The sequence below is a fragment of the Aliihoeflea sp. PC F10.4 genome (genome assembly GCF_054612275.1).
Map to the genome: position 1 here is coordinate 3,514,656 of NZ_JBTSWH010000001.1, position 19,984 is coordinate 3,534,639.

The following is a 19,984-nucleotide window of genomic DNA, read 5'->3' on the forward strand; positions in this document are numbered from 1 at the left end:
CCGTGCAACGGATGTGCACAAGGAGAGAATTATCATGATCCGCACCCTTTTGGCGACTACTGCAATTGCCGCTCTTTTGACGACCGGCGCCATGGCGCAGACGACGGCTCCAGCCGAGCAGGACCCGGCAGCCGCCCCGATGACCGACACCGCACCTGCCGAGGCCATGGAAACCCCCGGCCCGGAGGCGATCGAAGGTCACCTCGCTTCCAACATCATCGGTGAGAACGTCTACAGCGGCGTGGCCGACGACGCCGAGAATATCGGTACCGTCAATGACATCGTGCTCGATCAAGAAGGCCGCGCCGAACTCGTGGTCGTGGGTGTCGGCGGCTTCCTCGGCCTCGGTCAGAAGGACGTCGCACTTCAGTATAACGAGATCGAATGGGCCCAGCGCGACGATGGCTCGACCTGGCTCGTGATCCCGACCACCCGTGAAGAGCTCGAGCAGCAGGAAGCTTTCGACCGGGAGCTTTACGATCCGGAAAATCCTGAAGGCATGGCCGCAACGGGCGGTGCCATGACGGCTCCCGCCGCCACGGATGACAGTGCCGCTGCCCCGGCCGACGATGCCGCCACAGACACGATGGCGACCGCTCCGGCCGCTAACACGGGAACGGATAGCATGGCTGCTGCACCGACCGGTGACGACGCAGCTACCACGGACGAGACGCAGACCGCCGCGATCGATCGTTCGACGCTTACCGACGTCGACGCCGCCAGCCTCAGCGCGGACGAACTCATCGGCACGACCGTCTATGGTGCCAATGACGAGAATGTCGGCTCGATCAGCGACGTGATCCTCGACGGCGACGCCGTCGATGCGGTGACGATCGATGTGGGCGGCTTCCTCGGCATCGGAAGCAAGCAGGTCGCAGTCGACATGGACAATCTGGCGTTCATGACGGACGAGGACGGCGACTATTATCTCTACACCTCGTTCACGGAAGAGCAGCTCGAAGCTCAGCCGGAATATGACGAGGCGACCTTTGCCGAAAATCGCGACGACCAGATTCTGGTCAACCCCGCGAACTGATCGTCTTAGTTTGAGCTATGCAAAGGCCCGGGAGCAATCCCGGGCCTTTGTTATTTCCGGCCCCTTAAATGATCGATGAACAATTCTCCCCGATCGTTCACCATCACAGCACAGTCCATTCTGTGAGGCGATCTTCTCATTTGCCCGTGCAATCGCAAATATAGCGATGACCTCACGGCTATTTCGGCCGAACGCGAGAAAGGATCGGACATGATCAATCAGATCAAAGGGCTGCACCACGTGACCGCGATGGCGCGTGACGCCCAGACGAACAATCAGTTCTACACGCACACGCTCGGCCTGCGCCGGGTCAAGAAGACCGTCAATTTCGACGCTCCCGATGTCTATCATCTCTATTATGCGGACGGCGCCGGCACCCCGGGCACGGTGATGACCTATTTCCCGTTTCCGAACGCTGCGCGGGGTCGCCCCGGAACGGGCGAAGTCGGCACGACGGTCTTTTCCGTTCCGGAAGGCTCGCTCGGCTATTGGGAAAAGCGTCTTGGCGAACACGACGTTGCTGGCGTCGCCCGCTACGATCGTTTCGGTGAAAGCGGCATTCGGTTCGAAGGCCCGGACGGAGACGGTCTCGCTCTCGTTGAGACCACAGGCGATGCACGCGCGCCATGGACCGGCAATGGCGTTACCGCCGATCATGCGATCCGCGGCTTCCGGTCGGTCGCCATGCGTTTGCAGGACACCGAGCGTCAAGCCGAACTCCTGTCCGCGATGGGCTACAAGGAAGCCGGCAAGGAAGGTGCGGTGCGCCGGTTCATCGTCGAGGGCGGCAACGACGCCAATGTCGTCGACCTCGAGGCGCATCCGATGATGACCCGCGCGCAGCAGGGCGCAGGCTCCGTCCACCATGTCGCGTTCGCCGTCGAAGACCGCGCAGCGCAGCTTGCCGTTCGCCAGGCCCTGATCGATACCGGGCAGCAGATCACGCCGGTCATCGACCGCGATTATTTTTGGGCGATCTATTTCCGTACGCCGGGCGGCGTACTTTTCGAGGTCGCGACCAACGAGCCGGGCTTCGACCGCGACGAGGACCCAGCGCATTTGGGCGAAGCGTTGAAACTTCCCGCCCAGCATGAGCATCTGCGCCCGTTTCTGGAGCAGAACCTGCAACCGATCACGGATTGAGGCCACCCATGCCGCTGGATACCTATAAATACCGGATCGAGGAGGGCAGCGCGGGTGCGCCGCTTCTCTTCACCTTTCACGGCACGGGCGGGGACGAACATCAGTTCCCGGATCTTGCCCGCGATCTTCTGCCGGCGGCGACCATCGTGTCGCCGCGCGGCGACGTTTCTGAAGGCGGCGCCCTGCGCTTTTTCAGGCGCACCGGCGAAGGCGTTTACGACATGGACGACCTTGCCGCGCGAACCGAAGCGACGGCCGCCTTCGTCGAAGCGCATATCGCCGAGCGAAAGCCATCGGTCGTTCTCGGCCTCGGCTATTCGAACGGCGCGAACATTCTCGCATCGGTTCTCTTCGCACGCCCTGCTCTCTTTGACGGCGCGGTGCTCATGCATCCGTTGATCCCGTTTCAGCCGGAGGTCGACGGTTCGCTCGAAAAGACCGCGATCCTGATCACCGCCGGGCGCAAGGACCCGATCTGCCCGCCGAACCTCACCAACAGGCTCGAAAGCTATCTGGATGGGCTCGGCGCGAAGGTCGAAACGGTATGGCATGAGGGAGCGCATGAGGTTCGCCCGGTCGAGATCGACGCCGCACGACGTTTCCTGTCGCGGTGGAGTTGACGGGACGGGTCAGGTCCTGACCATCCGAGCAACCAGTCGCGCGATGGTCGGTCCCATTACCAATACGAACAGAAAGCGCATCGCCTGCATCGTCATGACGAAGGATATGTCGACGCCGTCCGTGGCGGCCGCGATGATGGCAATCGTATCCATCCCGCCCGGACTGGTCGCGAGATAAGCGGTCAGCGGATCGATACCCATTTCGTTGGCGAGAACGAAGGCGATGCCGCCGCAAAACGCCATGAGAGCGACGATCGACAGTAAAACCTGCGGCAAGGCGCGCGCCGCGTGCCGCAGGGTTTCGCTTCGAAACTTCAGTCCGATCGTCCAGCCGACCAGCGCAAAGGAGGCCATCATCAGCCAGTGAGGTATCTGGAATTCGACGCCGAACGCCAGATGCGCCACGCAACCGAAAATGAAAGCCCCCAGAAAATGTGGTGACGGCAGCCGGACGAGCGTTCCGATGCCCGCGCCGAGCGCAGCGATCGCCAGCGTCGTGGCAAATGCGGTGGTTTCGATCGGAGGGAACCAGACCGGCGCGGGAAGTTCCACGCCGCTGGTGTCGACCCAAAGACGCGCCACGATCGCCGCGCCGACGCTGACCATGATCACGCGCAGATATTGCATGAAGGCGACAAGCCGCTGATCCGCCCCGAAAGCACCGGCCATCAGGACCATTGCGGTCGCGGCACCCGGCGCCGATCCCCAGACGCCGACGGTTCCCGGCAGCACCTTCCACGTGCTGATGAGCCATCCGAGCAGGCTGCTGGCAAAAATGGTGGCGAGCACTGAAAGCAGGAACAGGTGCCACTCGCCCAGAAACACCGGGAAAATCGCGGGCGTGAGCGAGCCGGCGATGAGACAGCCGATGACGGCCTGCGCGCCGGCAAAGGCAAATGGCGGAACTGCGATATCGCCGCCCCTGACACCGACGACGATGCCAGCGACCATGCACCCGATCAGCATCGCCGCCGGTAGGTCGCCAAGTTCCAGCAACAGGAACAATATGGCGGACAATGCGAAAAGCACGCACCATGCGAGAAGGCTTCTCATCCGGCAGGGCTGGAAAGGATCATTCCTTCACTCCGTCGCTGGCATTTCGCCGGGAGAACGTCATCAACCAAAAGCTTTCCCTAGAAAAGGCAGGAGCGCAGCGAGTATTTCGTCCGGCGCTTCTTCCGGCTGGAGATGACCGCCGGAAACGGGGACGCCCGTGACATCGTCGGCCCATCGCCGCCAGATCGACTCGGGCGTGGGGCCATCAGAACGCACACTTCGGTTTGACCACGTTACCAGAACCGGGGCATCAAGCTTGCGGCCGACGTTGAAATCTGCGTGATCGGCCTCCAGATCGTCACGGACTGCGGCGCGATAGTCTTCGATAATGGCGCGTCGAACCGATGGACGACGAAACGCCTCATAGTATGCCGCTGCCGCGGCACTATCGATAAAATCTCGCCCGCCAGTCATCCGTGTGAGTACGCGTGACAAAAAGCCGTCTGGGTCAGACGCAAGCGCGCGCTCTGCGAAATCATCGTCCTGGGCAAGAAAGAACCAATGGAAATTATTGAGTGCGAAGCGGTGATCGACAGCCTGCATCGCGTCGAGCGTCGGAACGACGGTAAGCGACGCATAAGCGAAGACGCGAGATGCATGATCGAGAGCCAGCCGATAGCCGACACGCGCACCCCGGTCGTGACCGACGATGCCGAAGCGATCATGGCCAAGTTCGGCCATCAGTTCGGACATCGCTTTCGCCACTCGGCGTTTCGTCCACCGTTCGGCTATGTCGAAGATGCGGCTCGCGCCATAGCCCGGCAGATCGGGAATCACCAATCGGTAATTCTTAGCGAGTTCCGGGGCTATACGTCGCCACGCGATGTGGGTCTGCGGATATCCGTGCAGCAGAAGTAAAGCAGGGCCTGAACCACCGGTGACACCTTCGAAGGCCACACCGTCGGTCTCAACCTGAAGACGTTCGAAGTTGGCAAAGAATGAGGGCTCCGACCTGTTGCCACCGAGGGCCATCATTCGCCGTCTCTCTCATTGTTCGACATGGTGATCCCGACAGGATTCGAACCTGTGACCCTCAGATTAGGAATCTGATGCTCTATCCTGCTGAGCTACGGGACCACTTGGCGCAGACATAAACGCTTCGCCTACCTGCGCCAAGCCTTTGCTTATGCCGCAAGCGCGGTTTCAGCGAGTTTGACCCAATAGCTGACGCCGTGGGGAATGACCTCGTCGTTGAAGTCGTAGGCCGGGTTGTGAAGACCGGCCGTATCGCCGTTTCCGATGAAGATGAAGGCGCCGGGACGAGCCTCCAGCATGTAGGAAAAGTCTTCCCCACCCATCACCGGAGCGACGTTGTCGTTGACGTTCGGCTCACCTGCCACCGCCTTTGCGATCCCGGTCGCGAACACCGTTTCGCCCGGATCGTTGAAGGTGACGGGATAGTTGACGTCGATGTCGACGTCGGCGGCTGCGCCGCCCGCGAGCGCGATGCCCTGACAGATCGCCCGGATGCGCTCGATGGCCTTGTCGGCCACTTCGCGCTTCAAGGTGCGGATCGTGCCGGCGAACTCGATCGCTTCGGGAATGACGTTATAGGCATCGCCGCCATGGAACTTCGTGACGGAGACGACCACCGATTCGATCGGGTCGACCGAGCGTGCCGCGATCGTCTGGATCGCCATCACCATCTGGCTGCCGATCACGATCGGGTCGACCGTGCCGTGCGGCATGGCGGCGTGGCCGCCCTTGCCCTTGACCTTGATCGTGAACTCGGCGGTCGCCGCCATCAGCGGACCGGGACGCAGCGCGAACTGGCCGACGGGAAGGCCCGGCATGTTGTGCATGCCGAAGACGCGGGAAATATCGAACCGCTCCATCATGCCGTCCTTGACCATGGCGAGGCCGCCCGCCCCGCCCTCTTCCGCCGGCTGGAAGATGACCGCGACCGCACCCTTGAAGTTGCGCGTTTCTGCCAAATATTTCGCGGCGCCAAGCAGCATGGCCGTGTGCCCGTCATGGCCGCAGGCGTGCATCTTGTCGGCCACTTTCGAGGCGTAGGGCCGGCCGGTGATTTCGTTCAACGGCAGCGCGTCCATATCGGCGCGCATGCCGATCGTCGGGCCATCGCCGAGATTTCCCCGGATGATGCCGACGACGCCCGTCTGCCCGATGCCTGTCGCGATCTCGTCGACGCCGAATTCCTTCAGCCGTTCGGCCACGAAAGCCGCCGTCTCGTGGCAATCGTAAAGAAGTTCAGGGTTGGAATGGATGTGACGGCGCCAGCCGGCGACTTCGTCCTGCATCTCGGCGGCACGGTTCAGTATCGGCATTTTGATCTATCCTTGTCCGCCCGGCCTGCCATTTTGGCGTCACATAGTCTAAATAGCTCAGAACAGCGCTGGCGGGCGCGCCGTCCTGACGTTCATCGGACAGGCGTTCGTTAACCGATCCGCCCGCAAGTTACTGAAACGACGAAGGCCACGGCAAGAGGCGAATTGGCTCGATGATGGTGAACAGGCTTGTTCTTGAGACGATGTCTGCGGCTCTGGCGGTCGTGGTCACATTCCAGGCGCATCAGGCGCTTGCCAATCCCACGATTCTCGTCGACCTGAACACCGGTCAGGTCCTCCAGCAGGAAGAGGCGTTCAAGCCCGTCTTCCCGGCGTCTCTCACCAAGCTGATGACGACCTATGTCGCGTTTCGCGCGGTCGAGGCGGGCGAACTCCAGATGGACAGCCCGATCGAGATTACCAGCGAGGCGACGAAAGAGCCGCCGTCCAAGATGGGCTATGCGTCGGGCTCCGTGCTAACGCTCGACAACGCGATCAAGATTTTGATGGTCAAGTCGGCCAACGATGTCGCCACCGCGATCGCCATCAATGTCGGCGGCTCGGAAGCTGCTTTCGCCGCGCGCATGAACGCCGAGGCGCAGCGTATCGGCATGGCGCAATCCCATTTCATCAACGCGCACGGGCTGCATTCCGAGCAGCAATACACGTCAGCACGCGACCTCGCCGTTCTCGGCATCGCGCTGAAGCGAGACTTTCCGCAATATGCCAATTACTTCGAACTGGACGCGCTCGCCGATGGCCAGAACATCATGGAGAACACGAATACGCTGATCGGCCGCTTCGCGGGCGCAGACGGCATGAAGACTGGCTATACCTGCCCGTCCGGGTTCAATCTGGTCGCCAGCGCCACCAAGGACGGCCGTTCGCTGCTCGCCGTCGTCGTCGGCTCGTTTTCGCCTGAGGAACGCGCCGACACAGCCGCCGATCTCCTCGGTAACGGCTTTCTCAATCCAGCCGGAAACGCGCCGCTCCTTTCCGGCCTGCGCCCGGATGCGCTCGCCAATACCGAGCCGGCCAATCTGCGCCCGGTCGTCTGCACCGAGGAAGCCTGGCGCGAGCGCGCCAAGCGCCGCGACGAACAGGGAAATTCGATCTATACGTCCCGCTTCATCAAGGAGCGGACAGGCGATCCCGTCGCGATCGCCGTCAGCCTTGGCGGTGCGACCGGCCCGCGCTCGACCCAGCCGCGCTATGCGAACGTGCCGGTGCCGACGCCGCGACCCGATTACTCGCCGCAATCCGTTCAGGCACAGGGCGGCTGATCAGAAAATGCGCACCGAGCCTATCGCGGTTTCGATCCTGACAGGGTTTCTGGGATCGGGGAAGACCACGCTTTTGAACCGGCTCCTGAAGGACCCGGCACTGAAGAACACCGCCGTCGTCATCAACGAATTCGGCGAAGTGGGCATCGACCACCTTCTCGTCGAACAATCCGGCGACGGCGTCATCGAACTTTCGGACGGGTGTGTGTGCTGCACCGTGCGCGGCGAACTCGTCGATACGCTGGCCGATCTCGTCGACCGCATGCAAACCGGCAGGATCGCCGCGCTCGACCGGATCGTGATCGAGACAACCGGACTTGCCGACCCTGTTCCCGTCCTTCAATCCGTCATGGGCCATCCCGCCCTGATGCACACCTTCCGGCTCGACGGAGTGGTGGCTGTGGTCGATGCGGTGAACGGGGTTTCGACCTTGACCGCGCATGAAGAAGCCCGCCGGCAAGTCGCTGTCGCTGACAGGATCGTGCTGTCGAAAACGGATTTTGCGGACGACACGTCGGCGCTGATCGCCCGGCTGCGCGCGCTCAATCCGAATGCCGAGATCGTCGATGCGGCGCAGACGCCAGCGACCGCCTCTCTCATCGCATGCGGCCTTTACGACGCGGCGACGAAAACGGCGGATGTCGAACGCTGGCTTGGTCACGATCACCATGACCATTCCCATGATCACGATCATGACCATGCCCATCACGATCCGCGCATCCGCACCTTTTCGCTCGTCCACGACCAACCCGTGTCGTGGTCGGTGATCGAGATGTTTCTCGATCTCCTGCGCTCTACGCAAGGCGAGCGGCTTTTGCGCATGAAGGGCATCATCGAGCTTGCCGAAGACCCGGAGCGGCCTTTGGTCATCCACGGCGTGCAAAAGCTCCTGCATCCGCCGGCGCGCCTTCCCGCGTGGCCGGACGGGCAACGCGGCACGCGTCTCGTTCTGATCACCCACGATTTGCCGGAAGATTACGTGCAGCGGCTCTTCGGAGCATTCGTCGGCAGGCCGGCGCTCGATGCACCCGACCGCGCCGCCATGATCGACAATCCGCTCGCCATCGCCGGCTATTCACCGCGTCAATAGGTCGTGCGGCGTTCCTCGCTCGGCGGGCGACCGAAGAGCTGACGATAGCTCTGCGCGAAATAGGAATGCGAAGTGAACCCCGTCGCGATCGCCACGTCGAGGATCGGCAGGTTCGTCTGACGCAAAAGTTCGCGCGCCCGCTCCAGCCGCAAACGCATGTAGTAGCGGCCGGGCGTCACGCTGAGGTGGCGCAGGAACAGCCGTTCCACCTGACGGACCGACAGACCGGCCGACTTGGCCAATTCCACGGCCGAGAACGGCTCGTCCAGATTGTCGGCCATCAGCTCGACGATCTTCTTCAGCTTGGCCGATTTGCCCGTCAGATCGCGCTCGGGTCCGATGCGCTGGCGGTCGCCGGCCGAGCGGATGCGCTCGTACTGAAACTGGTTGGCGACCTCGTTGGCAAGGCCCGCGCCGAAATCGGCCCGTACGATCTCCAGCATCAGATCGATCGAGGTCGTCCCGCCCGCGCAGGTGTAGCGCTTGCGGTCGATCTCGAACACGTTGCCGGTGCATTCGATGTCCGGGAAGCGCTCCTGAAATCCGGCGCGGTTCTCCCAATGGATCGTGCAACGGTGCCCTTCGAGCTGGCCGGCCTCCGCCAGAAGATACGAGCCGACGGACAGCGCGCCGAGCGTGGCGCCGCGGCGGCCAAGGCTGCGCAGCGCGGCAAGCACCTTGCTCTTGCCGGAAAACTCGGTCGTCAGCCCGACGCAGACGAAGAAGATGTCGACCTGCGGCACATCGGTGATGGCGTAGTCGATCTTGAGCGGCAGGCCGTTCGACGCGATGACGGCTTCGCCATCGGCCGAGACAGTCGTCCAGGAATAAAAATCGTGTCCGACCAGACGATTTGCCGAACGCACCGTGTCGATGGCCGCGGCAAGCGAAAACATCGAAAACTTGTCGACGAGGAGAAAGGCGAACTGGCGTCCGCCGGGCGACGGATCGGTCATCGCGCTACAGCTTCAGCGGTTCGACGCCTGCCGACCGACACGCGGAGGCAAGCGTGTTGGCCATCAGCATCGCAATCGTCATCGGCCCAACGCCTCCGGGAACGGGCGTGATCGCGCCGGCATTTTGCGCGGCTTCCTCATAGGCGACATCACCGACGAGGCGCGATTTGCCTTCGCCCTTTTCGGGCGCGGGAATACGGTTGATACCGACATCGATCACGGTCGCGCCGGGTTTGACCCAATCGCTCTTGACGATTTCGGGCCGCCCGACGGCGGCGACCAGAATATCGGCCGTTCTTGCCAGCGCGGCGATGTCCTTCGTGCGGCTATGCGCGATGGTGACGGTGCAGTTGGCCGCCAGAAGCAGGTTCGCCATCGGCTTGCCGACAATGTTCGAACGGCCGATCACGACAGCCGAGAGGCCCGAAAGGTCCTTGCCGCGCACGCGCTCGATCAGGAGCATCGATCCCGCCGGCGTGCAGGGCACGAAGGCCGTGTCGAGTTCACCGGTGCCGAGCTTGCCCACATTGATGAAATGAAAGCCGTCGACATCCTTTTCGGGCGCGATCGTCTGGATCACCTTGCCCGAATCGATATGGTCCGGCAGCGGGAGCTGGACGAGAATGCCGTGGATGCGCTCGTCGGCATTGAGCCTTTGGATCAGCGCCAGAAGATCGGCCTCGGACGTGTCCTCCGGCAGCGTGTGCTGGTCGGAAAAGAAACCGCATTCCTTCGCCTTCTTCGACTTCGAGGCGACATAAACCTGGCTGGCCGGGTCTTCGCCGACGATGACGACTGCGAGGCCCGGCGTCACGCCAGCCTCGGCCAGAAGGTCGGCGGCACCCGCCTTCACCTTCGCCACGACATCCTCGGCAATCGCTTTGCCGTCGATTTTCTCGGCCATGCTCGCTCCCATTCGCATTCTCGTTGCACCCGCATCGTCAACACTGACGCAGGCAGCGCTTTCACGACAACGTCCTTCTTTGGCGCGAAACGGCCAATCGCGCCAGCCCCGTTCATGGCCAGTTGCGTGAAATCCGACGCCGGTCCATCTAGTCATGGCAAAGGACAAGGGAGACGGAAAGTGGAAATCAGGGTCGTTCTCGTGGGATGCGGCAATATGGGCCATGCGATGCTGTCAGGCTGGCTGTCGGCCGGGCGGCTTCAAGCGAGCGAGGTCGCCGTGGTCGAGCCGAACGCAGCCTTGCGTGAGCGCGCCGGGAAGGCAGGAGTGCAGGCACACGAGACAGAAGACGCGCTTGGCGACATCGCGCCCGATCTCGTCATCTTCGCCGTCAAGCCGCAGGTGATGAGCGAGGTGGTGCCTGCCTATCGGCGCTTTTCTCCGGCAGCGACGTTCCTGTCCATCGCCGCTGGAACGCCGATTGCGACCTTCGAAACGCTGCTCGGCGCGGATGCCGCCATCGTGCGTTGCATGCCCAACACGCCGGCAGCAATCGGCAAGGGGATGATGGTCACGGTGGCGAACGGCAACGTACCGGAAGCCTCGAAGATGTTCGTCGCGGAGCTTTTGTCGGCGAGCGGCGAGGTCGCGGAAATCACCGACGAGCGCCTGATGGACGCGGTGACCGCCGTGTCAGGCTCAGGACCTGCCTATGTGTTCCACTTCATCGAATGCCTGACGAAAGCCGGAGAGGCGGCAGGGCTGCCGGCCGACACCGCGAAATTGCTCGCGATGCAGACCGTTTATGGAGCCGGTTGCCTTGCCGTGCAAAGCGACGAAGAACCAGGCGAACTGCGCCGACAGGTGACGAGCCCGAATGGCACGACGGCGGCCGCGCTGGCAGTTTTCATGGATGAGGGTCGGCTGGAGAAGCTGGTGACGGAGGCGGTCGACGCCGCCCGCGCACGCTCGGAAGAACTCGGCAAGTAGACACAAGGATTCGTCGCCGCGCCTGCCTTTCAGCATCCGGCCATTGTCAAAGAACGGGAAGCGGGGCGCGCGGGCCGTGCCTTCCTATGGTGTTTAGAGTGGCGCGAACCACGCACCCCACCGATGGCTGCCTGGCTCTCGACCGGTCACGAAGGCTTTTGCCCTAAAAGACATTAGCCCCAGCGGCTTTTCCGCATGGCGTACGGCTTGCGACATGCAAGCGGCCCGCCACGCCGGCCTGTTCCCAGCCCTCACATGCCCGATAGTGTCCGACGCCATCGGGGGGAGGTCATCGCCGCCTTCCCGATACCCGGTGCGCACCGGTTCCCACGAAGGCGATGCGACGGAGTATGGCGGAGGTCGAGCAGAGGGGGGATAAGTTTTTTGCTGACGCATTGAGCCAGACGGTGCCAAGTAAGGCCGGATGAGGAGTTATGTCGCTGCGGCTCAAAGCCCTGCGATCATCTCTTCCTGTTTTTTGCGCAGAGCCCACAGCCGAGTCGATGTATCGGGGGCTGCGTTTTGGGCGGTCAGAAGCTCGCCCTTTTTGACCGGCTTCAGAACCTTGCCGCCTTCGAGCAGACCGACCGGTATCGCATTCGCGGCGGTGGCTTCCCCGGCCGTCATCGTCCAGGAGCGGTAACAAGTCTCGCCGATAGCGTCGAACGTTTCGCCTGCCGCCAGATCGCGCTTGGCGAGCGCGCAGACTTCCGCCACAGGGCGCGCCAGCGGCACCATATCGGCTTTGCCGTAAAGCACTGCGCGGGCGCAGGAGAGCGGCACTTCGAGGCTCGTCAGATGATAAGGCCGGTGGAACGCGTAATACGGCCCCTTGCCGACATGGAGATCGTCCATGCGCTCGATGACGCGCGGATGCGTCGCCTCGACCACGACGAAGACGCCCGGCGCGACACCCTTGCCGATCGTGTAGTCGACCACGCCTTTTCTCGACAGGACGCCGCCGTCCTCGCGGGGGATAAGGACGCGCGCGAGATCGTCGCGCCCCGCATTCGGCCCGTGCATGCCGGGCTTGTCGGGAACGAGGCCGGTCGCATTCGCGATCGCCGCCATCTCGACCATGGTCTTCGAGCCGTCGACGAATTCGACCAGCATGCGCGGGTTCATGTTGCGCCGCTCGGCCTCCTCGCGCCAGTCGTCCGGAACGGCGTCGTGATCGAGCGGATTGTTCTTGCCCTTGCCGGCCGAAACTACTTTCAGGCCGAGCGCCGTCGCGAACTCGATCAGTTCCATGCAAGAGGATGGTTCGTCGCCCGCGCCGACCGTATAAACGACGCCGAGCCGGTCGGCCTCGCGCTTCAGATACGCGCCGATCGTCACGTCGGCCTCGACATTCATCATGACCAGATGCTTGCCGTGCTCCATCGCCATCAGGTCGAAATCGGCGGCGACGCCCGGCTTGCCGGTCGCATCGATGATGACGTCAATCAGCGGGTTGGTTACCATGGTCTCAACCGAGGTGATGGCGATGCGGCCACCTTCGATCGCCGCCGACACTTTCGACTGCGTATCCGCCTCCGCAGCGCGCGCGTCGTCGCCATAGGCGATCGAGATCGCCTGGCGCGCCGTCCATGGACGGCGGGTCGCGACCGCCGCCACTTCGATGCCGGGCATCAGCATGCCCTGCGTGACCAAATCCGTGCCCATCTCGCCCGAGCCGATGACACCGATGCGCACCGGGCGACCCTCGTCCGCACGGCGGGCGAGATCGCGGGCAAGCCCCGTCAGGGCGATGTCAGTCATCGGGAAACCTCGGCCTTGGCAAAATCGCCGGCAGATAGAGCGGCTGGCCATTGGCTTGTCAATCGAACTTGTCCTATCTACGGCCAGCCAGTGAAAAGACGCGGGAAACGACGATGACGAAACCGGTGGTGCTGACGATCCTCGACGGCTGGGGCATCGCGCCCGACACGGCAGGCAACGCGGTCAGCCAAGCGCGGACCCCGACTTTCGACCGCCTCTTGCGCGACTGGGGTCATGCGACGCTGACCACCTTCGGCCCGAGCGTCGGCCTGCCGGACGGCCAGATGGGCAATTCCGAAGTCGGACACCTCAATATCGGCGCGGGCCGCATCGTCTTTCAGGAATTGCCACGCATCAACCAGGCGGCGGCCGGAACCGAACTTGCCGAACGCATTGCCGCGTCCGGCATCATCACGGCGCTCAAGGCATCGGGCGGCACCTGCCATCTGGCAGGCCTCGTTTCGAACGGAGGCGTTCACGCGCATCAGAACCACGCGCTCGCAGTCGCGCATATCCTTGCCGATGCGGGTGTTTCCGTCGCCCTTCACGCTTTTACGGACGGACGCGACACCGCGCCGAGTTCGGCCGCCGGCTTCCTCGCCGAGGTGGAAGCAAGGCTGCCGGCAAGCGCGCGGATCGCGACCGTTTCAGGCCGGTACTATGCTATGGACCGCGACAATCGCTGGGAGCGGGTCGAAAAGGCCTATCGCGCGATGGCCGAAGCGACGGGCGAACATTCGGCCACGGCGCAGGCGGCAATCGCTGCCGGATCGGTGCGCGGCGAGACCGACGAATTCATCTTGCCGACGGTGATCGGCGACTATGCCGGCATGAAGGACGGCGACGGCCTCGTCTTCTTCAATTTCCGATCCGACCGGGCGCGCGAAATCCTCACCGCGCTCGTCGATCCCGCTTTCACCGGCTTTGCGCGGCAGCGCCGCATCGCCTTTGCCGGCGCGGTCGGCATGGTGTCATATGGCGATGCGCTCGACCCGTTCCTCGCAACGCTCTTTGCGCCGCAGACGCTTTCCGATGGCCTCAGCGAAACCGTCTCGAAGGCCGGCCTCGCACAGGTGCATCTGGCCGAAACCGAGAAATATCCGCACGTAACCTACTTTCTCAATGGCGGCGAGGAAGCACCCTTTGCCGGCGAAGACCGTGTGATGGTTCCCTCGCCCAAGGTTGCGACCTACGATCTTCAGCCGGACATGTCCGCGCCGGAACTGTGCGGAAAGGTTCTCGAAGCGATCGAAAGCGGGAACTATTCGCTGATCATCGTCAACTTCGCCAATCCCGACATGGTGGGACATACCGGCGTTCTTGCGGCGGCCATCGCAGCCGTCGAGACGGTGGATGGGGCGCTCGGGCGCATCGCAGCAGCCGTGGAGGCACACGGGGGCAGGCTCATGGTGATCGCCGATCACGGCAATTGCGAAGAGATGATCGATCTTGAAACCGGCCTGCCGCACACGGCGCATACGACGAACCCGGTTCCGGTGATCGTCGGACCGGGTGACCATCATGTGCGCGACGGCATTCTGGCCGATGTCGCGCCGACGCTGCTCGACCTCATGGGCGTTGCGCAGCCGGCGGCGATGACGGGCAAGTCCCTTATCCGGTAAGGCGCTGCCGCATATAGGTGCGGCGCGTCCGTCATCGCTCACGATGGCAGACGCGCCGCCTTTTTCACGCCGTCAAAAGATCCTCGATGCGGATCGGAAAGCGGCGGATTCGCCGACCCGTAGCGTGCCAGATCGCGTTCGCGATCGCGCCCACAGTGCCGGTGATGCCAATCTCGCCGACGCCCTTGATGCCGAGCGCATTCACGTAAGGGTCGTCCTCGTGAACGGTGATGACCTCAAGCCCGGCAACGTCCGCGTTCACCGGCACATGGTAGCCCGCGAAATCCGCGTTCATCACACGGCCGGAACGGCGGTCGAATTTGGCCTCTTCGTGAAGGGCGAACGAAATGCCCCAGATCATCCCGCCCATCAATTGGCTTTCGGCCAGCCGTGGATTGATGATCCGGCCCGCCGCGAATGCGCCGACCAGACGCGTGACGCGCATCTGGCAAAGATCAGGATCGACCTTGACCTCGGCGAAGACGGCGCCGTGCGAGTGCATAGCGTGCTTTTCCGCATCCTCCGGCGGGCGAGAGGCGCTGCCGCTGCCCGTCACCTCGGCTTTGCCGACACGCGCGAAAATGTCGGCCAGCTTTTCGCTTCGGCTCTCGTCCCCCTCGACATGGATACGGCCATCACGCGCAATAAAGCGCGCATTGCCGGCACCGTGCAGCGGCGACCCCTTGTCTTCAGCGGCAATCTGGCCAAGCTGGGCGATGACATCGCTGCCTGCCGCGTGAAGCGCATTGCCGGCCGTGGCGGTATGGCCCGAACCGCCAGCGACACCCCCATCGGGCAGTTTGGAATGGCCGGCGCGAAATTCTAGCCTGTCGAGCGGCACGCCTAGGCTATCCGCTGCGATCTGCGCAAGAGCGGTCCAGGCGCCCTGCCCCATGTCGGCCGCAGATGTTTCGACGAGCGCGCTTCCGTCGGCGCGCAGCGTGGCGGTCGCTTCGGCAGCGAACATCGGACAGGGAAAGAGCGCGGTGCCCATTCCCCAGCCGGTAAGAAGACCGTTCTCGTCGCGCATCTGGCCCGATCGAAGGGGGCGCCCGGCCCAGCCGAACCGCTTTGCACCCTGCATGTAGCATTCGCGCAAAGCCTTCGAGGAATAGGGCTTGCCGGTGCCCGGTTCCGTTTCCGCATAGTTGAGCAGCCTGAACTCCAGCGGATCGATACCGGCGGCCTCGGCGAGTTCGTCCATGGCGCATTCGAGTGCAGCCGACCCCGACGCTTCGCCCGGTGCGCGCATAGGGCCGGGCGTTCCGACATCCAGACGAACGCCTCGGTGGGCCGAACGCAGCGCCTGCGCGGCATAAAGCCCCTGCGATGCATTCGCCGCCGGCTCGATGAAATCGTCGAAGGTCGAGGTTTCTGCAACGCTCTCGTGGTCGATGACCGTCAGATCGCCCTTGGCGGCGATCCCAAGGCGGAGTCGCTGACGCGTCGCCCCGCGATGTCCGACCGGCCCGAACATCTGCTGGCGGGTAAGCATCAGCTTGACGGGTCGCCTGGTCTCGCGCGCAGCGAGTATCGCCAGCACCTGCGGACCGCTCGGAATAGCCTTCGAGCCGAACCCGCCGCCCAGATACGGGCTGCGCAATGTGACGTTTTCGGCGGGGATGCCAAAGAAGAACGCATACCCTGCACATGACATCGCAAGCGCCTGGCTCGGCATGTCGAGCGTAAGCTGATCGTCGCCCCAGCTTGCGACGACGGCATGCGTCTCCATGGGATTGTGGTATTGCGACGCCGTCTCATAAGTTACGTCCACCGACCTGTCGGCGGCCGCATGTCCGGCGTCGATATCTCCATGCTCGGCACCGGCCGGCAGACCGAAGCCCTGCGGCTCGAAACCGAAGGGTTCATTGTCGCCAAGTGCCGTGCGCGCCGGTTCGGCTGCGTAGCGCGGGTTCAAAAGCCGCGCGCCTTCGGTAGCAGCCTCCAGCGTCTCGCCGACCACCATTGCGACCGGCTGGCCTGCATAGCGCACGGTGTCATCCTGCAGCACTTCGACACGGAAGGAGAACATGGTCGGCTTTTCCGACGGATCTCCCTGTAGCGCCGGGCGGTTCTGCGGCGTCAGGACGAGGGTGACGCCCGGATGCGCCTCGGCCGCTTCCGTGTTCAGATGAACGACACGGCCCCGTGCGATCGTTGCCGGGACGTAGACGGCGTAGAGCAGCTTTTCCGGTGCATTGTCGGCAGCGAACACGGCAGCGCCGGTCACTTTGGCGATGCCGTCGCGACGGGTGACCGGCTGGCCCGAACTGGAACCGAACCGGACGGGATGGGCAAGAATATCAGACATGAGCGAGCTCTCCGACTTTTTCTCCGAAGGGAGATGCGGGAAGTGCGGGCATGCGCGCGGGAGTGCCCGCAGCAGCCATTTCGAGCGCACGGATGACCGTGCGACGGGCAAGTTCGATCTTCCAGCCATTCGCGCCGGACGGCGAAGCGCCGGCAAGTGCGGCATCCGCCGAACGGGCGAAGAGATCGGCATCCGGTGCATGTCCGGCAAGAAGCGCCTCGGCCTCAGCGACGCGCCAGGGCCGGGCCGCGACCGCGCCGAGCGCCAGTCTCGCCTTCAAGATGCGGCCGCCCTCCATATGCAATGCTCCGGCGCACGAGGCGACAGCGAAGGCGAACGAGGTGCGCTCACGCACTTTCAGATAACGCGCGTTGGCGGCAAACTGCTTCGCTTCGGCCGGCAGGCGGACCGCAACGATGAGTTCGCCGGGCTGTAGCGCGGTCTCACGCTCGGGCGTATCGCCGGGAAGAAGATGGAAATCCGAAATGGCAACTTCGCGCTGCCCATCCCGACCGCGAATTTCGACGACCGCATCAAGTGCTACGAGCGGAACGCAGAAATCCGACGGGCTGGTCGCGATGCACGCATCGCTCCAGCCCAGCACCGCCAGATTGGCGTTTTCTCCATCGCGCGCATCACAGCCGGAGCCGGCCTCGCGCCGGTTGCAGGCCGCGTTTGGATCTTGAAAATAAGCGCAACGGGTCCGCTGCATCAAATTGCCCGCGACCGTCGCCGCATTGCGAAGCTGGCCGGACGCGCCCGAAAGCACGGCCTCCGTGATCATGGGAAAGTCGCCTGCAAACTGACTGTCGCTGGCGAGCTTTGCATTGCTGACGAGCGCGCCGATGCGGGTAGACCCGTCAGGCAGCGTCTCGATCTTCCGCAGGTCCGGCAGGCGATTGACATCGATGACCCTGTCCGGTTGCAGTGCTCCCGTTTTCATGAGGTCGACCAGATTGGTTCCACCGCCAAGCCATGAAGCGCCCGGCTGCCATGCGGCCAGCGCTTCGTCGATGGTGGCGGGCTGGATGAAATCGAAACTTTTCATGCCGCGTCCTCCCTTCGCTCGCCGGCCATGCGGCGCGTCGCTTCCTGCACCGCAAGCGTAATTCCGTGATAGGCCGCGCAGCGGCAAAGATTGCCGCTCATGCCTTCGCGAATGCGCTCGGGATCGTCGCCGGCGCTACCTTCAGCGATGAGCCCCACCGCGCTCATGATCTGGCCCGGTGTGCAATATCCGCACTGGAAAGCGTCGTTCTCGATGAAAGCGGCCTGAACCGGGTGAAGCTCGCCGTTCGACAGGCCTTCGATGGTGGTGATCTCGGCACCGTCCAGTGTCGCCGCCAGCGTCAGGCACGAATTGACCCGCCGTCCGTTCACGAGAACGGTGCAGGCTCCGCACTGTCCCCGATCGCAGCCCTTCTTCGTTCCGGGCAACGCAAGGCGTTCGCGCAGCAGGTCGAGCAGCGTGACGCGCGGATCGTCCAGCGCGACATCGCGGACCCCGCCATTTATCGTCAGGTTGATGGAAAGTGGCATCTTGCTTCCTTCCTTTGGGATTTGCTGGTGGTCAGCTACTCGCGCCGGGGCAGAGAAGCCCGTATGATCGCCCGATAATCGAGATGTTCGAGTAGACACGAAAGAGACTATACGGAGGCACCCTCCGTTTTTCAAGCTGGAGATTTAGTTTCATTGGAAATGCGCAAGCGCAAGCCGCGTTCCGACGCCCTGAGAAATCGTGATCGACTCGTCGAGACGGCGAAGGACGTCCTTGGCAAAGGCGGACCGGAAGCCAGCCTCGAGGCTGTGGCGCGGCAGGCAGGCGTCGGGATCGGAACTCTCTATCGGCACTTTCCGACGCGACAGGCGCTTTTCCATGCCGTCTTCAGCAAGGATATGGAGCAACTCGTCGAAACGGCAGAGGGGTTGGTCGACGCGGACGATCCGGTCGAGGCACTGCGAAGCTGGCTACACGCCAATGTCGCGCTTGTCGAAACCAAACGCGGCCTTCTTGGCGCGCTTGCGATCGCGATGACGGAAGAATCGAAGAAGACCTATACCGATCAGATCAATCGCGTTCTTGCTGCCGTCGACCGCTTGCTGAAACGGGCCGTCGACGCCGGCCAGATTCGCCGGGACGTGACGGGCGACGACCTGCTCCAGACCATGTACGCGTTCTGTTACGCGCGGGAACCGGGTCCGAACTGGCGTAGCCAAGTCCTGCGGCTACTCGATATCTTCGTGGAAGGCCTGAAACGCTGAGCGCTCTGAAAGGGCGGGAATTTGCCCGAGAGTGCGCTCCAATCTCGCGCTTCGAGCATAGACTAGGCGGTTAAATAGCGCGCGCTGTTACGTCAGTGCCAAAATTTGAGATGGTGCTGCGAGAGAGGATTGAACTCTCGACCTCTCCCTTACCAAGGGAGTGCTCTACCACTGAGCTACCGCAGCTTCCGGATGCGGCGGACTTCTGCCATAGGCATCCGATGAGCGCAAGCACCCAAAAGACCTTTTCGAGACGCCGCTGCGAAAGCGGTTTCGCAAGCCGCGCGCGCAGGCTAATTTGAGACCATGAGCGACAAGACCAGCCAAAATCCGCCGGGCCATGAGGCGGAGCGACAGGCGCAAAGGCGCAACACGCGCCTTGCCGAGCGCCTGCGGGCCAATCTCCAGCGCCGCAAGGCGCAATTGCGCGCGCGCCGCGCCGGGGCCGAAGACCAACGGCCCGATGGGCTTTTGCCCGACGAGACGACCGAAGCTGACTGACCGGCTCGCCCGTCGCTTCCTTGAACCTGCCTTGCGCATCGGCTAAAGGCGTTACCCTGACCGTCGTTCAGCGGTGAGTCGCGACATGCCCGATCCATGCCATCGGCCAGCACAGGCGCGACGCGCACCTTCATGCCACACCAGCCGTGTCCGAAACCGGA

At 63.2% G+C, this 19,984-nt stretch carries 18 protein-coding genes and 2 tRNA genes; 9 read left to right on the forward strand and 11 right to left on the reverse strand.

Features of this window, described 5'->3' with window-relative positions:
* The first annotated feature begins 34 nt into the window (after positions 1 to 34).
* The 3 genes from ACX82Z_RS17685 to ACX82Z_RS17695 all read left to right on the forward strand — a co-directional run bounded on the left by ACX82Z_RS17685 (position 35) and on the right by ACX82Z_RS17695 (position 2,799).
* Positions 35 to 1,036 carry a PRC-barrel domain-containing protein gene (locus ACX82Z_RS17685; protein ID WP_459590324.1) on the forward strand — a complete coding sequence of 334 codons (1,002 nt, stop codon included), beginning with the start codon at positions 35 to 37 and terminating at the stop codon, positions 1,034 to 1,036.
* A gap of 210 nt (positions 1,037 to 1,246) precedes the next feature.
* Entirely contained in the window at positions 1,247 to 2,179 is a 933-nt protein-coding gene (locus ACX82Z_RS17690) for a VOC family protein (RefSeq protein ID WP_459590325.1), read from the forward strand.
* Between the two features lie 8 nt (positions 2,180 to 2,187).
* Positions 2,188 to 2,799: an alpha/beta hydrolase gene (locus tag ACX82Z_RS17695; RefSeq protein ID WP_459590326.1), complete on the forward strand. Its 612-nt coding sequence runs from the start codon at positions 2,188 to 2,190 to the stop codon at positions 2,797 to 2,799.
* Between the two features lie 9 nt (positions 2,800 to 2,808).
* Here ACX82Z_RS17695 and ACX82Z_RS17700 read toward each other — a convergent pair whose 3' ends face one another.
* The 4 genes from ACX82Z_RS17700 to ACX82Z_RS17715 form a co-directional block, all read right to left on the reverse strand.
* The gene (locus tag ACX82Z_RS17700) at positions 2,809 to 3,852 is read right to left on the reverse strand and encodes an AbrB family transcriptional regulator (RefSeq protein ID WP_459590327.1); all 1,044 of its coding nucleotides are present in this window, start codon (positions 3,850 to 3,852) and stop codon (positions 2,809 to 2,811) included.
* A 63-nt stretch (positions 3,853 to 3,915) separates the two neighbouring features.
* The gene (locus tag ACX82Z_RS17705; protein ID WP_459590328.1) at positions 3,916 to 4,830 is read right to left on the reverse strand and encodes an alpha/beta fold hydrolase; all 915 of its coding nucleotides are present in this window, start codon (positions 4,828 to 4,830) and stop codon (positions 3,916 to 3,918) included.
* Between the two features lie 25 nt (positions 4,831 to 4,855).
* Positions 4,856 to 4,932, reverse strand: a tRNA-Arg gene (locus tag ACX82Z_RS17710).
* Between the two features lie 47 nt (positions 4,933 to 4,979).
* Positions 4,980 to 6,143: a M20 aminoacylase family protein gene (locus ACX82Z_RS17715; RefSeq protein ID WP_459590329.1), complete on the reverse strand. Its 1,164-nt coding sequence runs from the start codon at positions 6,141 to 6,143 to the stop codon at positions 4,980 to 4,982.
* 173 nt (positions 6,144 to 6,316) lie between these two features.
* Between ACX82Z_RS17715 and ACX82Z_RS17720 the strand changes: the two genes are divergently transcribed.
* The gene (locus ACX82Z_RS17720; RefSeq protein WP_459590330.1) at positions 6,317 to 7,426 is read left to right on the forward strand and encodes a D-alanyl-D-alanine carboxypeptidase family protein; all 1,110 of its coding nucleotides are present in this window, start codon (positions 6,317 to 6,319) and stop codon (positions 7,424 to 7,426) included.
* A 7-nt stretch (positions 7,427 to 7,433) separates the two neighbouring features.
* The gene (locus ACX82Z_RS17725; RefSeq protein ID WP_459590331.1) at positions 7,434 to 8,516 is read left to right on the forward strand and encodes a CobW family GTP-binding protein; all 1,083 of its coding nucleotides are present in this window, start codon (positions 7,434 to 7,436) and stop codon (positions 8,514 to 8,516) included.
* Here ACX82Z_RS17725 and ACX82Z_RS17730 read toward each other — a convergent pair.
* Together ACX82Z_RS17730 and folD are read right to left on the reverse strand one after the other, a co-directional pair.
* Entirely contained in the window at positions 8,510 to 9,472 is a 963-nt protein-coding gene (locus tag ACX82Z_RS17730; RefSeq protein ID WP_459590332.1) for a GlxA family transcriptional regulator, read from the reverse strand. The genes ACX82Z_RS17725 and ACX82Z_RS17730 overlap by 7 nt on opposite strands.
* A gap of 4 nt (positions 9,473 to 9,476) precedes the next feature.
* Entirely contained in the window at positions 9,477 to 10,376 is a 900-nt protein-coding gene (folD, locus tag ACX82Z_RS17735; RefSeq protein WP_459590333.1) for a bifunctional methylenetetrahydrofolate dehydrogenase/methenyltetrahydrofolate cyclohydrolase FolD, read from the reverse strand.
* A 180-nt stretch (positions 10,377 to 10,556) separates the two neighbouring features.
* Between folD and proC the strand changes: the two genes are divergently transcribed.
* Positions 10,557 to 11,366, forward strand: a complete 810-nt coding sequence (proC, locus tag ACX82Z_RS17740) for a pyrroline-5-carboxylate reductase (RefSeq protein ID WP_459590334.1) — start codon at positions 10,557 to 10,559, stop codon at positions 11,364 to 11,366.
* Between the two features lie 447 nt (positions 11,367 to 11,813).
* Here proC and ACX82Z_RS17745 read toward each other — a convergent pair whose 3' ends face one another.
* Positions 11,814 to 13,127, reverse strand: coding sequence for an NAD(P)H-dependent oxidoreductase (locus ACX82Z_RS17745; protein WP_459590335.1), 1,314 nt, complete (start codon positions 13,125 to 13,127; stop codon positions 11,814 to 11,816).
* Positions 13,128 to 13,240: 113 nt separating this feature from the next.
* Here ACX82Z_RS17745 and gpmI point away from each other — a divergent pair, with 113 nt between their 5' ends.
* Positions 13,241 to 14,749: a 2,3-bisphosphoglycerate-independent phosphoglycerate mutase gene (gene gpmI, locus ACX82Z_RS17750; RefSeq protein ID WP_459590336.1), complete on the forward strand. Its 1,509-nt coding sequence runs from the start codon at positions 13,241 to 13,243 to the stop codon at positions 14,747 to 14,749.
* A 64-nt stretch (positions 14,750 to 14,813) separates the two neighbouring features.
* Here the strand turns inward: gpmI and ACX82Z_RS17755 are convergent, their stop codons facing one another.
* Genes ACX82Z_RS17755 through ACX82Z_RS17765 form a run of 3 tightly spaced genes read right to left on the reverse strand, consistent with a single transcriptional unit; the run spans position 14,814 to position 18,599 of the window.
* The gene (locus ACX82Z_RS17755) at positions 14,814 to 17,060 is read right to left on the reverse strand and encodes a xanthine dehydrogenase family protein molybdopterin-binding subunit (protein ID WP_459590337.1); all 2,247 of its coding nucleotides are present in this window, start codon (positions 17,058 to 17,060) and stop codon (positions 14,814 to 14,816) included.
* The gene (locus ACX82Z_RS17760) at positions 17,053 to 18,108 is read right to left on the reverse strand and encodes an FAD binding domain-containing protein (protein ID WP_459590338.1); all 1,056 of its coding nucleotides are present in this window, start codon (positions 18,106 to 18,108) and stop codon (positions 17,053 to 17,055) included. The genes ACX82Z_RS17755 and ACX82Z_RS17760 overlap by 8 nt, the downstream gene beginning before the upstream one ends.
* Positions 18,105 to 18,599 carry a (2Fe-2S)-binding protein gene (locus ACX82Z_RS17765; protein WP_459590339.1) on the reverse strand — a complete coding sequence of 165 codons (495 nt, stop codon included), beginning with the start codon at positions 18,597 to 18,599 and terminating at the stop codon, positions 18,105 to 18,107. The genes ACX82Z_RS17760 and ACX82Z_RS17765 overlap by 4 nt, the downstream gene beginning before the upstream one ends.
* A 159-nt stretch (positions 18,600 to 18,758) precedes the next feature.
* Between ACX82Z_RS17765 and ACX82Z_RS17770 the strand changes: the two genes are divergently transcribed.
* Positions 18,759 to 19,322 (forward strand): TetR/AcrR family transcriptional regulator, encoded by a 564-nt coding sequence (locus ACX82Z_RS17770; RefSeq protein ID WP_459911853.1) that lies wholly within the window; start codon positions 18,759 to 18,761, stop codon positions 19,320 to 19,322.
* 111 nt (positions 19,323 to 19,433) lie between these two features.
* Here ACX82Z_RS17770 and ACX82Z_RS17775 read toward each other — a convergent pair.
* Positions 19,434 to 19,508 (reverse strand) — tRNA-Thr (locus ACX82Z_RS17775).
* A 120-nt stretch (positions 19,509 to 19,628) separates the two neighbouring features.
* Here ACX82Z_RS17775 and ACX82Z_RS17780 point away from each other — a divergent pair.
* Entirely contained in the window at positions 19,629 to 19,823 is a 195-nt protein-coding gene (locus ACX82Z_RS17780) for a hypothetical protein (RefSeq protein ID WP_459590340.1), read from the forward strand.
* Positions 19,824 to 19,984: the final 161 nt, after the last annotated feature.